General features: G+C 44.9%; 13 protein-coding genes. 2 read left to right on the top strand and 11 right to left on the bottom strand.

The genetic code is table 11. The features are described from left to right. Positions 1-269 precede the first annotated feature (269 nt). The 8 genes from ACKLNH_RS05805 to ACKLNH_RS05840 form a co-directional block, all read right to left on the bottom strand. A complete protein-coding gene (locus tag ACKLNH_RS05805; protein ID WP_413111308.1) occupies positions 270-2,108 on the bottom strand; it encodes a V-type ATP synthase subunit A in 1,839 nt (612 codons plus the stop codon). 22 nt (positions 2,109-2,130) lie between these two features. Beyond that, complete coding sequence (locus ACKLNH_RS05810; protein WP_413111309.1) at positions 2,131-2,811, bottom strand: DUF2764 family protein; 681 nt, start codon at positions 2,809-2,811, stop codon at positions 2,131-2,133. Positions 2,812-2,858: 47 nt separating this feature from the next. Then, entirely contained in the window at positions 2,859-3,542 is a 684-nt protein-coding gene (locus ACKLNH_RS05815; RefSeq protein WP_413111310.1) for a hypothetical protein, read from the bottom strand. A gap of 10 nt (positions 3,543-3,552) precedes the next feature. Further along, the gene (locus ACKLNH_RS05820) at positions 3,553-4,002 is read right to left on the bottom strand and encodes an ATP synthase subunit C (protein ID WP_413111311.1); all 450 of its coding nucleotides are present in this window, start codon (positions 4,000-4,002) and stop codon (positions 3,553-3,555) included. 3 nt (positions 4,003-4,005) lie between these two features. After that, entirely contained in the window at positions 4,006-5,811 is a 1,806-nt protein-coding gene (locus tag ACKLNH_RS05825; protein WP_413111312.1) for a V-type ATP synthase subunit I, read from the bottom strand. Continuing rightward, positions 5,808-6,431: a V-type ATP synthase subunit D gene (locus ACKLNH_RS05830; protein WP_413111313.1), complete on the bottom strand. Its 624-nt coding sequence runs from the start codon at positions 6,429-6,431 to the stop codon at positions 5,808-5,810. The genes ACKLNH_RS05825 and ACKLNH_RS05830 overlap by 4 nt, the downstream gene beginning before the upstream one ends. A 3-nt stretch (positions 6,432-6,434) precedes the next feature. Then, the gene (locus ACKLNH_RS05835; protein WP_413111314.1) at positions 6,435-7,808 is read right to left on the bottom strand and encodes a V-type ATP synthase subunit B; all 1,374 of its coding nucleotides are present in this window, start codon (positions 7,806-7,808) and stop codon (positions 6,435-6,437) included. A gap of 736 nt (positions 7,809-8,544) precedes the next feature. Beyond that, the gene (locus tag ACKLNH_RS05840; RefSeq protein ID WP_413111315.1) at positions 8,545-8,979 is read right to left on the bottom strand and encodes an HIT domain-containing protein; all 435 of its coding nucleotides are present in this window, start codon (positions 8,977-8,979) and stop codon (positions 8,545-8,547) included. Between the two features lie 125 nt (positions 8,980-9,104). On the opposite strand from ACKLNH_RS05840, the gene ACKLNH_RS05845 reads away from it, so the two are divergent. Further along, on the top strand, positions 9,105-9,710 hold the full coding sequence (locus ACKLNH_RS05845) for a DUF924 family protein (protein WP_413111660.1): 606 nt from the start codon (positions 9,105-9,107) through the stop codon (positions 9,708-9,710). Positions 9,711-9,802: 92 nt separating this feature from the next. Here the strand turns inward: ACKLNH_RS05845 and argS are convergent, their stop codons facing one another. Continuing rightward, a complete protein-coding gene (argS, locus tag ACKLNH_RS05850; RefSeq protein ID WP_413111316.1) occupies positions 9,803-11,533 on the bottom strand; it encodes an arginine--tRNA ligase in 1,731 nt (576 codons plus the stop codon). 434 nt (positions 11,534-11,967) lie between these two features. Between argS and aqpZ the strand changes: the two genes are divergently transcribed. Next, on the top strand, positions 11,968-12,663 hold the full coding sequence (gene aqpZ / locus ACKLNH_RS05855; RefSeq protein ID WP_413111317.1) for an aquaporin Z: 696 nt from the start codon (positions 11,968-11,970) through the stop codon (positions 12,661-12,663). A 15-nt stretch (positions 12,664-12,678) separates the two neighbouring features. On the opposite strand, the gene ACKLNH_RS05860 is transcribed toward aqpZ, so the two are convergent. Next, entirely contained in the window at positions 12,679-14,403 is a 1,725-nt protein-coding gene (locus ACKLNH_RS05860) for an ATP-binding protein (RefSeq protein WP_413111318.1), read from the bottom strand. Then, a complete protein-coding gene (locus ACKLNH_RS05865; RefSeq protein WP_413111319.1) occupies positions 14,396-14,941 on the bottom strand; it encodes a heme NO-binding domain-containing protein in 546 nt (181 codons plus the stop codon). Before ACKLNH_RS05865 ends, ACKLNH_RS05860 begins: the two co-directional genes overlap by 8 nt. Between the last annotated feature and the right edge of the window lie 112 nt (positions 14,942-15,053).

A 15,053-nucleotide genomic window follows, 5' to 3' on the forward strand; every position in this document is an offset into this window, starting at 1 on the left:
AGCGTGTTCAATAAAGCGGATTTTCGATTGGATTGCGAATTTATATGGGGTGTAATCAACTGAAGTGTGATGGCCGTCACTAAACTAGTTGGTTTTATGTACTACTGTTCGAGGGTTTATAACAATATCGTAACGCTGCTTAAGGTAAAAAGTAGCGATAAATATTAAATGTTAATCTTGTTTTAATTTACGTGGCTAATGATTACTAATTTGAAGAAAAAGAAAAGCCGACAATAATGTCGGCTTAAATTATTCATGAAATTGACTGCTTATGCTGTTTCTTTCAGTGTGTCTTCACGCAGCATATCAATACGTTGAATGTAATCAGCGTACTCTGCAGAGTTTTCTTTAGCATAATGGAAGTTACGGAAGTAACGTGTCATTGATGTAAAGTACTTACGTGCAGTCGCTTTGTCAGCAAAGTCATACGTAATGCGGATGATCTCAACAACCTTGTTAAAGGTAAACTGCTGGCGTTCCAAGCTCGCAGAAGCATCAACGTCATCAAATGCATCTTGCTGTAGGTATACCATGTCGAGGAACAGGGCTTTCTGATACGTAATATAGTCTTCTAGTGAAATACCTTCTTCACCCGTGACCTGCATCATCTGACCAATACTGTCACCATCGGCTAGCAGTTGCTTCATCTCTTTAACGGTAGGAACCCAGTCAGGACTTAAGTTCTCAGCGTACCAATCTTCTAGTTGGTCAAGATAACGAGACCATGAGATGAGTGGATCGATAGCAGGGTAGAAGCGCTTGTATGCACGCTCATACGACAGGCCTAGGAAGGTTTTAACCGTACCTAGCGTCGACTGTGTAACAGGTTCTTCAAAGTTACCACCAGCCGGTGATACAGAACCGATCATAGTCAGTGACCCATCAACACCGTTTTCGTTGTCGATAACACCACAACGCTCATAAACACCTTTAATTGCGGAGTCCATGTACGCAGGGAAACCTTCTTCACCTGGGATCTCTTCCAGACGGTTAGAGGTTTCACGCATTGCTTGTGCCCAACGTGACGTTGAGTCAGCAAGAAGCAGTACGTTATAACCCATCTGACGGTAGTACTCACCTAGCGTTAGACCGGTATAGATAGAGGCTTCACGTGCAGCAACTGGCATTGATGATGTATTACAAATGATAACCGTACGATCGATCAATGTGCCACCATGCTTAGGATCCGGTAGGTGTGGGAATTCTTCGATAGTTTCTACTACCTCACCCGCACGCTCACCACATGCTACAACAATAACGATGTCTGCATCACAGTAACGAGAGATACCATGCTGTAGTACCGTCTTACCCGAGCCGAATGGGCCAGGTACACAACCTGTACCACCACGCGCGATAGGGAAGAAAGTATCGATAGTACGTGTTGTTGTTACCAACGGCTCGTTAGGGAATTTACGTTCAGTCTTGCCGCCCATCTTCGCGAGTGTGTTAGCGATAGACTGACGAACTGGCCACTTTTGAACCATGGTGAGCTTGTGCTCTTTACCACGACTATCAGTTACGTGAGCGATAACGGTATCAACGGTGAACGTACCTTCTTGGATCCAAGTAACCTCAACTTCACCTTTAATATGGAAAGGAACCATAATTTGGTGAGTAAAGCGGCCTTCTTGTACCGTACCCATTGATTGACCAGCACGTAGCTTGTCGCCTTTTTTAGCGATAGCGTTGAATGCCCATGTTTCGGTTTTGTCCAATGCGTCTACTTGAACGCCACGCTTCAGGAATTTGCCGTGGATTTGAGCCAAACGCTCAAGCGGGTTTTGAAGGCCGTCGTAGATTTGAGCCAGGATACCTGGACCAAGATCGACACTTAGCATCTCACCCGTTTGGATAACACCATCACCAACGGCGACACCACGCGTATCTTCATAGACCTGAATGTCAGCAGAGTCACCACGAACACGTAGTACTTCTGCCATCAGTAGCTCGTCGAGCCCTTCAGTTTGTTTACGGCTTGGAAGTACATACAGTACTTCGTTTTTTACCAATGAACCATTATCTTCTGGGTTTAGACGAATGGTTAAGGTATCGCCAATAACTGCGGTTACGTGTGCAGTTGGCTTTGTATTCACTAAATCAGTGCTCATTTGAACAACCTGTTATTCGTTATTAATCCGGTAGCTCACTGGCAAAGCTGCCAAGTGCGTTTTCTACGAGCTGGTCGAACCGCTCAATTGCAATTTCGCTGTTGTATGTTGTCCAGCGAGAGACTAAGTTCCAGCGAAGTAAGTAGATAACTACTGCTTCAAAGCTAAAACGCTCTTTAGTGCTGATGCGGTCAAGTTGTTCCCACACGGCATTAAGTAGCTCTTTTTCTAGCTCTAGGCTTTGGTCGTTTTCCATGTATCGTGCTACGTCTGGTAGCCATGGAAAGGTAAATTGCAAATTGAAGTACGGAACATTCCAATTGCGACGGATAAATTCATAGCGAGTGCCGAAGCTCCAGCGCGGTGCAGACGGGGCTTTTTCCCCAGCCTTCTTGCGACGAAGGGCAGCAACTACTGTGCGCATATCCAAGCGCCAATCTATCAGGTCACGAAGAACCTGACTGTCCACACTGTCTCGAGTACGTGTGGCGAACTTGATTAGCTCTGCATCATCTGCGTCATCTTTTGCTTGGTCCCAGTGCATCAATTGTTCAATCGTGCCTAGGTACTTTCTTTCATCGAAAGTCAATCCGCTTAGTCGACGTTCCAGCTGATAACGCGATATAGGCGTTATTTTACTGTCAAACAATGAATCGATATGCGGCAGCGAAGTCAACAGACCATGATATGCTTTTTCAGACATATTCGCTCCTTGCTAAAGGAGAGGCAGGGCAAGCCTGCCTCTTCCGCTTATTTTACAATGCCTTCCAGTAGCGCACGGAAACGTGGCTGCAGGTGGTTAAGCATCATTTGAGTGACAGTTTCATCAGATAGTGCAATTTCGATGTCTTTGTCTTTTAGACGGAACATCAATGCGTGCTTGTTATCTTCGCTAACATTGAATGTTACGCCTTCACGTAACATTTCAGCCGCTTGTGCCACAGCAAAGTGCATCAATGTGCCTTCTTTCAGCTCTTCAGGAGAAGTGCTTAGTTCTGTAACACCAACAACTTTTGTTGGAAGAATAACGTCAACAGGCTCGCTTTCGTCAATGGCGTTACGGCCTGCCACTTCGATAATCATCTGTTGAAGCAGTTTTTCGTCAGTCAGTTGAGTACCAACAGTCGCTTGGATCTGCTTCGCAAACTCTTCTTGTAGGAAAGTTTTCAATTCAAGAACGGCATTTCGATTTGCCATTTCAAATGCTTGCTTACCTGCAGTTGAGATAAAGTCTGCTTCTTTACGTGCATTGCCTAGGATAAGGCCTGCTTTGTCACGAGCTTCAGAAACGATGGTTGATGCTTCTTCACGCGCTTCAGCGATGATATCTTCTGCGGCTTTTTTACCTGCATCTACGCCTTCTTGACGAAGAGTTTCAACCAGTTGCTTGATACCAGCAGACACAGGAGTTGAGTTTTGATTTTCTACAGTCATGGTCTATTCCTTAAGCGCCGATGCTAGCACCCATTACTAACGCGAATACGAAAGCAAATACAGAGAAGCCTTCTACGATAGCGGCTGGAGCGATAGACAGACCAAATACTTCAGGTTTGTTCTTAGATGCATTGATTGCAGCAGAGACTGCTTGACCCTGGTAGATAGCAGAGAATAGCAGAGCAAGACCAGTCATTAGACCGATACCGAATAGACCGCCAGCTGTTTCAGCATCAACACCGATTGCTGATAGTGAGAACATGATAACGATACCGTAGATAACCTGAGAAGAAGGCATCGCTGATAGACCGATGTATTTACCATAGCCTGACTCAACGTCTAGCATCGCGCCACACGCCGCTTGGCCTGCAACAGAACAGCCGATAGCTGAACCAATAGCACCTAGTGCAACCGGAGCGAATGCACCTAACCAACCTAGTGCGATAACAAATTGTTCCATTTTTTAATCCTCTTTCTTACGAAAAGCTTTGAATGGGTATCCTTCGTCGGACAAACCCCAGTTAACAAATTCAATTACATTCAGACGCATACCGTGAACCACGCCACTCATAATACAAAGAGCAAAGTTCAGTACATGGCCTAGTAGCAGAATCAGGCCTGCGAATAACACACCTGATACAGGTTGTGCTTCCACGACTTGACCAGCCAGTGAGTTAAATGTCATCGCCAGTGATGCACCTGACAAACCTAGCGCGAATAGACGCATGTAGCTTAGGATGTCACCGAATGCACTGGTGATGTTGTAGATCGCTTTAGCACCATCTAACGCACGCAATAGCATATCTTTACGGTTATTCACCGGACGATCACTACTGAATACGCAAACAAGGCCAGCACCACCAATCATTAGCAATATGCCCAAGAAGTTTCCAAGCCAAGCCCAGATAGTTCCTGTCATACCGAACCATAACAACATGCCACCAAACATGAGTGAGGCCCAACCAAGCGGTGCAAGTGCACGCAGGTTCGGACGGTTGATGTAGGCGGTCATTACGTTAGCAATGATTAAGTGCACAACCCCTATGAATACCGAAAGTTTCATCATGGCATCATAGTTGTTCATATCAATGATGTTAAAGAAGCCTAAGAAGCTACCTTCACTTGGTGATACCCCAAAGTAACTACCTGCAAGTACACCCCAAACGATACCCAGTCCTGACATAAACAGGCCCAAGTTCATTAGGCGTTTACCTTCATTTGAAGCCAATAACTTGTCTTTAAAGAACAAGATAATGAGCCCGAATAAGGCACAGTACATTGCATCATTCATAATCATTGCAAAGAACAATGAGAAGGAATAAAACACTAAGTTACCTGGATCCCAAGCACGGTAGTTTGGTGTTTGGAAGAAGCCCATTGCTTCTGATCCACCACCCGTTAAATCAGAGTTTTCCAACAATGTTGGTGGCTCGTCTTCAGCGTTTGGTTCTTCAAACACCACGGCAGAACCGTAGGCTTCAGCAACTTCGATCACGGTTTCTTCTGCATCGGCTGGCATCCAGCCTTGAATGAGGAAGAACGAACCTTCGTCCTGAACACCTGAAGAGGCGAGCAGAAGTTCGGCGTGATCTTGGCTTGCTGCGAGTGACTGGCTTAGTGGATAAATCCAGCGAGTCAAAGCTTCTCGTTCAGCGAGTAGGTCTTCTAAATGCTGTTCTGCAATGTCGAGGTATTCTTCGACTGTAGAAATGCTATGACTACCTACATGAGAACGGTCTACAGGCATAAGATCTTCATTCGGCTCTGACTCAGAAACAACGACAATATAGGCGTTCTTCTGATCGCGATGAATTTCTTGCCAAGGTTGTTCTACATCATTTAGTGCTGCCATTTTCTTGAGCGGCACCAAGTAGAACCAAAAACGCATACCGTTAAGGCTACTAAGCTCTGGAAGTTCGAACTCTCCCCAAGGGCGCAGTAACTGTAGGCGCTCTTTGAGTAAGTCTCGCTTATCTTGCTGTTGGCGAATGCTTCGCTTATTTTCAAGAATTTGCGCGACCAACTCTTCAATATCCACCAGTTCTTTGTCCGTAACTGGACGACGACGGCGTTCAACACGGCTTAACCATGCTAAAGCCTCACTGGCTTCTGTTGGTTGTTGCATCGCTAAGGCACGGTTTGCTTTGGCATTATCTTCACTAAGTGGAATCAAATGCATGCAACCCAGTGCTTGCAGAGCCATGAGAATTTCTTCACGACGAGACGCTTGTCCACCGAGGGTCAAACGTTTAAGACGTTTAATACTCATGCTTGGCCTCCCTGCGTTTTCGCTTGTTGTGCCAGCACTTTTTGTTTTGATAGTTTCGCATTCATAACTGCAGCACGATCCTGATCAGACAGATAGATACCAATCCGTTTGATGCTCTCTTTTGTTTCTGGGATCAGAACTTTAGAGAATAGGTTTACACGCTGACTAGTTACGCGAGTCGCGTCACTGATCAATTCATAGCGCTTTTCATAGACAGATAATTCGACACGAAGACGAACCATCTCTTTGAGTTGGCGCACAACACTGTCTACCCAATGTGGGCGAGCGAGATAACTGTACGGAGTAACTTCGATTGTAATATCTTCAACCAAAGGAACTCGGCACCCAACAATGTTTTGTGTTACGAGCTCAACGTTACTAACCTTAACAAGGTTGTTGACGTTAATCTCTTCACACGCGAGCATCGGAATTGCTTCTTCGACAATTTTGCGCAAATCTGCGACACGTTGTCTTGCATCTCCTAAAGCCAATTCGGCCTTTTTACGCTCAATCATTAATTGTTGGCGTTTCAGTTCTAACGCAGGCAGGTAGCGGTTATAAGTTTTTAAACTGCGCTTTTGTTTATTTAGCGAGCTTTTGTTTAATGCTACCTTAGCCATGGATTACTCCTCCGTCGCAGCAGCTGGTAGACCCAGTTGCTCAGGATTTGGCCAGTATTTTTCTAACAAGCTATCTTTGATCAGCGTTTCTTCTGGATCAAAACACTCTGCTAGTACTTTCCAACTGAAGTCCAAGGCATCTTCCAACGTCATGTCCACATCAAGGGTCATGAAGTTGTCACGGAAGTATTTACCGAATTTTAGGGTTTTCTTGTCGTAATCAGACAGTTCAAACGCCATCGCTTGTTTCTGTTGTGCTTCAACAGCATCAGAATAGAAACGGATCATAACGCTCATAATGGCACTGTGATCTTCACGTGTTTCTTTACCAATTACCATCTGCTTTAGACGAGATAGAGAACCGAATGGATCCAATACGCCATCGTGTAAGTAGAACTGGCCTTCAGTGATGTATCCGGTGTTATCCGGTACTGGGTGCGTAACGTCATTACCAGGCATGGTAGTAACGGCTAGCAAGGTAACAGAACCTGCGCCTTTGTAGTCACATGCTTTTTCGTAACGTTTGGCAAGTTGCGAATATAGGTCACCCATATAACCACGGTTTGCAGGGATTTTATCCATTGCAACACCAATTTCCTTCATCGCATCAGCGTAGGAGGTCATATCGGTAAGAAGTACAAGTACTTTCTTTCCTTCATCTACTGCAAAGTGCTCGGCAACAGATAGCGCCATGTCAGGGGCAAGAAGACGTTCTACCGTCGGATCAGATGCTTGGTTTACAAACATTACCGTACGTGAAGATACACCGGCTTCTTCGAACTGTGTTTTGAAGAAATGGTAATCATCATAGATAAGACCCATTCCGGCAAAAACCACCACATCCGCTTCTGCTTGGATTGCGATACGAGCAAGAAATTTATTGTACGGTTCACCAGCAACAGAGAAGATAGGGATCTTCTGTGATTCAACCAATGTGTTGAACACATCGATCATAGGGACGTTAGTACGTACCATACGTGAAGCTAATGTACGGCGAACAGGGTTAACAGAAGGACCGTCGATTTCCACTTTCGGATCAGCTTCTAGTTCAGGACCTTGGTCAATCGGATGACCCGCACCGTTAAAAATACGGCCGAGAACATTCGGTGAGTAGGTCACCTGCATAGGCTGGTCAAGGAAACAAACAGCTGCATTGGTCGAAAGACCTTTACACCCTGCGAACACTTGAAGTGATACTTCTTCGTTGTCAATTTTAATGATTTGAGCAAGAGAGTAGTTTTCACCATTTTGCTCAATCATTGCGAGGTCACCATATTTGGCTTTCGCATTGCTAGAAGTGAGATTGGGCACTTCAACCCGGATTAAATCACCAACGATACTAAGTATGTTGGTATAACGTAATAGACTCTGTGGCATCCCAATTCCTTGATAACTGCCTGAATAACGAGTTTTCGATTGATGTTCAATCGGTTCTGATTTTGGCGGTATTTATCATACACACCCCAATAGCACCCGACCAATCTAAAGCGACAATTTTCAAACTTTCTTCAGATTCTGTTAAGTTGCAATCATTTTTGATACTTACCGTTGAGGCATTGCAACATAAGAACCACAGAATGATTGCATTAGAGCTGAAAAAACGTCTTAGCACTGCGCGTTAGAAGACATCACTGAAACATTGTTAACTGTATGTTGTGGCCGTAAGGCTCACTAACGCTGTTAACGCGGGAATTAGATTACCGTGATTTGAAGACAATGACATAGCAGATATTTTTCACTTCATGTCTAAATGTAAGTTATTGTGTTGTTTGTGTTGTTGGTTTCGGTTCTAACGATATTTCATATCGGTAATTCCATATGCGTATGGTTTCTCTACTGTAAGTGTGATTAGGGTCTTTTTATGTTGTAAGATATTGAATATAAAGTCTTATTTAGTGGTATTTTGTGGTTGTTATATAAGCAGTGTGAAAATACCGTTAGCCAGTGCGTGATTGGGTTCACAAAAAAATCGTCAACCATGTATTATTTTCGAGTTCTTATTTTTAATAAATATGTAAACGAGAAAATGTTATGCGCATTGTGGGTATGTTATCGTGTTCGGTTTGCTTGTAACGAGGTATTGGTCAGGGCGTAACCGCCCTGTTTTTATGGGCTAAGAGTTACGTGGCGAAAATCCATCAATGTGATCAAGCATGGTGGTTAATTCATCAATGAGGGCGGTTTGATTGTTAGGGTCGCGCTTTATTCCAGAGGTATTGCCCCAAATCGGACCTGGCCAAGCAACATCGTTTTTATAGCGGGCGATGACATGCCAGTGCAATTGTGGGACTAAATTGCCTAGTGCACCAAGGTTGATTTTATTGGCGTGAAAATCATGTTCGAGGACTTCAGCAATATGCCCAGACTCCTTAATTAACTGTTGTTGGTCTTTTTCACTAAGGTGGTGTAGCTCGGTGATGTTAGGACGTTTGGGTACTAGGATGATCCAAGGGCCAATCGCCTCTTTTATCAGGCGTACCTGACACAGAGGTAGATTGCCGATTAAGCTCGTATCTGCCTCAAGTCGGGGATGTAGGATGAAATCCATGAAACAATTCCTTTATAGTTGTGTGTAAGTCACAGGGCAGTGATCAAATTGCCGTTGTGATTGGCGAACTTGATTATGCTTACCTTATCTTAGTAGTACAATATGCTGCCTAAGTGAGAGATATGATGCAATCAGAATATGAGCCAATCCTAGATTTTTGGTTTGGTGAAATGGATGGTGAAGTAACCCGCATTAACCGTAATAAGCTTTGGTTTGGTGGTGATGAAGAGAGTGATACTGTTATCACGGAAAAATTCCGAGAGTGGGTGAGTAGAGCAAGCCTTGGGCAGTTAAGTGATTGGTGCGAGACGCCACGCGGTACATTGGCTTTGATCATTTTATTGGATCAGTTTTCGCGCAATATATATCGAGGTCTTTCGGCAGCTTTTCGGCATGATCCCTTTGCGTTGGCTATTTGTAGAAAGGGGCTCTCAGTCAACTTTGATCAAGCCCTAATGCCGATAGAGCGTGTATTTTTCTATTTGCCTCTGCAGCATTCAGAGAGTCTAGATGATCAGGAAGAGAGTATTTTCCGTTTTGATCAATTGCGCAAGCAAGTTAGCCCCGATCACAAGCAGCTGTTTGAGGGATTCTATCAGTATGCGTTGCGTCATTATCATATTGTCCGTGATTTTGGGCGATTTCCCCACCGTAATGCGGCGTGTGGGCGGCTATCGACGTTGGCGGAGATGGATTGGCTTGCGGTGAGTGGAGAGCGATTTGGGCAATAGGGGATAAGACTGTTGCAAAGACCGTTATCGGCAGTGTAAAACGACAAAGCCTTCGCTTCTGCGAAGGCTTTGTACTTTCTTTGTACGCTAAATTACATACGTTCTAGCGTTTCAATGCCAAGCAGGTCTAAACCTTGCTTGATTGTTTTAGCGGTTAGTCGAGCGAGTTTTAGGCGGCTCTGTTTAATGTCATCTTCTGCATTAAGAATTGGACATGCTTCATAGAAGCTAGAGAAGTGACCAGCCAGTTCGAATAGGTAAGTACACATAATGTGTGGCTGACCTTCGCGCGCAACGGTCAGTACTGCTTCTTCAAACTGCAGGAGTTTAGACAGTAGAATTTGCTCTTTTTCATCACCGATAACGATTGGTGCCGTCAGTTCTGTTTCCGCAAGGCCCGAGCGTTTAAAGATTGAAGCGACACGCGTATATGCATACTGCATATATGGTGCGGTATTCCCTTCAAAGGCCAACATGTTGTCCCAGTCAAAGATATAGTCCGTTGTACGGTGCTTGGAGAGATCGGAATACTTCACCGCTGCCATTGCAACCGTTGATGCAATATTGGCTTTCTCTTCTTTATCTAGATCGGGGTTTTTCTCTTCGATTAGCTTGGCTGCGCGTTGTTCCGCTTCGTCTAGTAGGTCAACAAGGCGAACCGTGCCACCTGCACGGGTTTTGAATGGACGCCCGTCTTTACCTAGCATCATACCAAATGCATGGTGCTCTAGCGATGTCTCTTCAGCAATATAACCGGCTTTACGCACAATGGTCCATGCTTGCATTAGATGCTGATGTTGGCGAGAGTCGATAAAGTACAGCACGCGATCAGCGCCTAGTTTCTCATAGCGATATTTTGCGCAGGCAATATCGGTTGTCGTGTATAGAAAGCCACCATCGCGTTTTTGAATGATAACGCCCATCGCTTCGCCATCTTTATTCTTGTACTCGTCAAGAAAGACCACTTGTGCGCCGTCATCTTCAACCGCTAGCCCTTTGGCTTTTAAGTCAGCAACAATGGTAGGTAGCATGTCGTTGTACATCGACTCACCCATTACATCATTGGTGCTCAGCGACACGTTTAAGCGATCATAGTTGCGTTGATTCTGAAGCATGGTGACATCGACCAACTTCTTCCACATCTCAGCACAGTAGCTGTCGCCGCTTTGCAGCTTAACAACATAGTTACGGGCGCGCTCTGCAAACGCTTCATCTTCGTCGTACAGTTTTTTCGACTCACGATAGAACGCTTCTAGATCGGAAAGCTCCATTGAAACTTCACCAGACTCTTTTTGTACGCGCTCTAGGTTGGCAATTAGCATACCAAATTGGGTACCCCAGTCACCGATGTGGTTTGCTCGAACGACTTTGTGACCCAAGAACTCCAGTGTGCGTACCACCGCATCACCAATAATGGTTGAGCGTAAGTGGCCAACGTGCATCTCTTTAGCAACGTTCGGCGCTGAGTAGTCAACAACAATGGTTTGAGGCGCTTCATTGGCCACGCCAAGGCGAGCATCGCTTAGGGCGCTTTCAGCTTGTGAAGCTAACCATTCTTTTGACAAGAAGATATTAATGAAACCAGGGCCGGCGATTTCGGTTTTTTCAGCAATGTCGTCTAGATCCAAGTGCTCAAGCACTTTTTGCGCGAATTCACGAGGATTAGTACCGAGTTTTTTTGCAACACCCATCACGCCATTGGCTTGATAGTCACCAAATTGTGGTTTTGCTGATTGGCGAACCGCTGCAGGGCTGCCTTCTGGAGCGCCAGCAGCGACAAGTGCCTGCGCGACTTTATCATTAATAAGTGCTTGGATATTCAATGCGGTTTCCTCACTGCAAGGGAGTTTGCAGACAAAACGTGCGATGGCGTGCCAACGCATCGCGAAAATTCAAAAATAGCCGCTATGATAACTGAGATGCAGCTCACTTTTCTATGGGAAATTGGCTTGAAGTGGAACTTTTCTTTATTCAAGCCACGATTCGCTGTTTGATATGATGCCACTTTGTTGAAATGACGTCGTAGTGAGCTGTAATCGGAGTTTTGATGAGTTGTCATGGCGAAGAACAAGTTGCACCTTAGTGTTGTTGGGTGATGAGGGGAGTTAAGCCATAGGGCGAGACTTGTCACGTCAAGCTGATGCTCTTGTTAAAGAGGGTATTTGAAACTCAGAAGTGAGATGTGCAACAAATAGCAATAGCGAATAACGAGAACTGAACCATACTTTGCCAATCACGGGAAATAAAGGATAGGCTCATGAATAAGTATATAGCTGAATGCTTCGGTACTTTTTGGTTAGTGCTTGGTGGTTGTGGCAGTGCCGTGCTTGCGGCTGGGGTTGCCGATGTCGGTATTGGTTTGTTAGGCGTATCGCTTGCTTTCGGATTAACCGTGTTAACCATGGCGTATGCGATTGGTCATGTTTCGGGCTGCCATTTAAATCCTGCCGTTTCTATCGGCTTGTGGGTCGGTGGACGTTTTCCAGCAAGCCAATTGCTGCCGTATATTGTCGCTCAAGTTATCGGCGGCGTGGTGGCTGGTGGCGTGCTCTATGTGATCGCGACAGGGCAGGCTGGCTTCGATGTTGCTAGCTCTGGGTTTGCATCGAACGGGTATGGAGCACACTCCCCTGGTGGCTATTCACTTCTTGCTGCCTTGGTGACTGAAGTGGTGATGACGATGATGTTTTTGATTGTTATTTTAGGGGCGACGGACAGACGCGCACCACAAGGCTTCGCACCGATCGCAATTGGTTTATGTTTAACACTAATACACCTTATTTCTATTCCAGTGACCAATACCTCCGTTAATCCGGCGAGAAGTACGGGTGTCGCCTTATTTGTTGGTGATTGGGCGCTCTCGCAGTTATGGTTATTCTGGGTCGCGCCCATTGCAGGGGCTGCACTGGGTGCACTTGTTTATAAAGCGATGGCTGGAAGCGATGTAGAGTAATTGGGCATTGTTGTCTTAGCTAGCAATAACCCAACGCACTAAGGTTTTTTTCAGTTCATCGAACTGATATGGTTTACTTAGAATATCATTCACGCCTGCCTCGAAGCAGGCTTCTCTTTCTGTTCGGGTCGTACTGGCAGTAAGGGCGATGATGGGAAACTGGAACCCTTGCGAACGTAGAATTTTGGTGGCCGTGATCCCATCCATAATAGGCATACGGTTATCCATAAAGATAACATCAAAGTACTGTTCAGCGCAGGCCGATAGTGCTTCTTGACCGTTATTGGCGATTTCTGGCGTAATACCCAACTTGCTCATCATTAGATTAAATATCATTTGATTGGTTTTCATGTCTTCGACGACAAGTACGCGCAAATGGTCAAAGTGGGTGGGGTTATAATCAACGGGCTGTTTTTCGTTGTGTTTAATCACGCCTACGGCTAATTTCAATTTTACCGTAAATTCCGAGCCGACGCCTAAGGTGCTTTTTGCATCGATACCACCTTGCATTTGTTTGGCTAACTTCTCGCAAATCGCTAACCCTAACCCGGTCCCTTCATGCTCGCGGTTGCTGGAGTTGTCGACCTGACTAAACGGCTTAAATAGTCGGTGCATGTCTTCATCAGCGATCCCTTTGCCAGTATCTGTTACTGTAAAAATGAGGTAAGAATCTTGCCAGTCGATGCTGACTTTCACCGAGCCTGAAGTGGTAAATTTTATGGCATTACCGATAAGATTAACAAAAATCTGTTTTATTCTATCCTCGTCACCAATGATGGTTTCGGGGATGTTTTCTGTGCAGTGAATTGACAAATCCAGTCTATTTTCTGAGGCGCGAAAATAGAAGATACCTTGCAATTTGTCGCGTAGTTTATTCACGCTAAAAGGTGCATTGACCAATTGCAACATATTCGCATTTATTTTGCTGTAATCGAGTAAATCATTGATGACAGACCGCAATAGTTCACCGGAGTAATTAATGGTTTCGAGTAGGCGTTTTTGCTTACTATTTAAAGGTGTGCTATCGAGTAACTCTGCACCACCCAACAACCCATTCAACGGTGAGCGCAGCTCATGATTGATCATGGCTAAGAAGTCGTGGGTCGATCGTTCTGAAGCCTCTGCGCGTTCGCGGTCTCGGATAGCGTTATCCAAGGTTAGTTGCCGATGGATTGCCGCGGTGATCATGTCAGTGAGGATCTGAACCTGTTTTTTAATCGTGCTAAGAACCAGCCCTTTGGCATTTATTTCACAGCAAAAAGTACCAATCTTATGTTTGTCGCTATACAGGATGTAGGCGTAATAGTGTTTATCATGGTACCAGCGTTGACCAAGGCGTGTACCTTCGAGTATCTCTTGCGCTGGCGGCATGCGACCACCCGCTGAAAATTGTCCGTTTATAACACGCTCATCAAAGTGAAACAGTTCAAGTTGGCAACGTGGAATTGTCTCTTTGTAAATGAAACCATTAACGAAATTGGTAAAAATGGTCGGTGTTAAGTCGCTGTGTAAGAGCGCTTGGCTAGTCCGTAGTACAACGCTTTCTAAATGTGATTGCAGTGCGATGACGGCTGAGCTTTGATCAATGCGTAACTTTAATTGTTCAGCATGTTGCTGCAATAACTTTTGCGCATCGAATAACTCGCGACTTTTTTCTTCTAACAGCTGTTCAGCCGCTTTTCGTGCCGCTTTCTCTCTATTGAGGCGTTTGATGAGCAGTGCATGCAGTTTTTCATCCATTTGATGACACCAAAGCGAGCGAGAACTGGACGTGATCTTGTTGTCCATTGACGGCGTGCATTTCTACGGCAATCTTTTCGTTGAAGTGTTGTGCACACCCTTTGATGAGCCCTAGGCAGACATGGCCCATACAACGTGATGAGTAATAATGCATAATCATCGACGTTGGGGTGATATCGTTAAATTCAAAGCGTGGGGGGGTGGCATCGGGGTAGAGCTTAATGACTTCTTTATGGATAAAAGACTCAACTGTTTGTAAAAACTCAAACGTATTATCACCGAGGTTTTCTTGTTGCGGTAAGCTGTTCAGCAGGGCTTTAAAGGCAACGGTTCCAAACGCCTCTTGTAAATCTTCAATAGCGATCCCCGTTAATTTACTCAATTCAATAATCAGTTTAACCAGAGCGGTATGATCGTAGCTGCCAACAGCAGTATAAATACCGCTGTCTCCGGCGTTATCAAGCATTTCTTCATAAACTTCAAGTCCAAACTTTTCTTCAACTAGCTCTAAAAACTCAGTAAAGATCATACCTTTCATTATGCAATCCTTGTCATCGCTAACCCATTGAGTATTGGCAATAGAATACGATTGGTCAAAGTCAATTTTGTTCTGTATCTAGCTTGACAGCTTTAATAATAAACCGTGTTTC

The sequence above is a fragment of the Thaumasiovibrio clandestinus genome, from assembly GCF_047250365.1.
Classification (GTDB): domain Bacteria; phylum Pseudomonadota; class Gammaproteobacteria; order Enterobacterales; family Vibrionaceae; genus Thaumasiovibrio.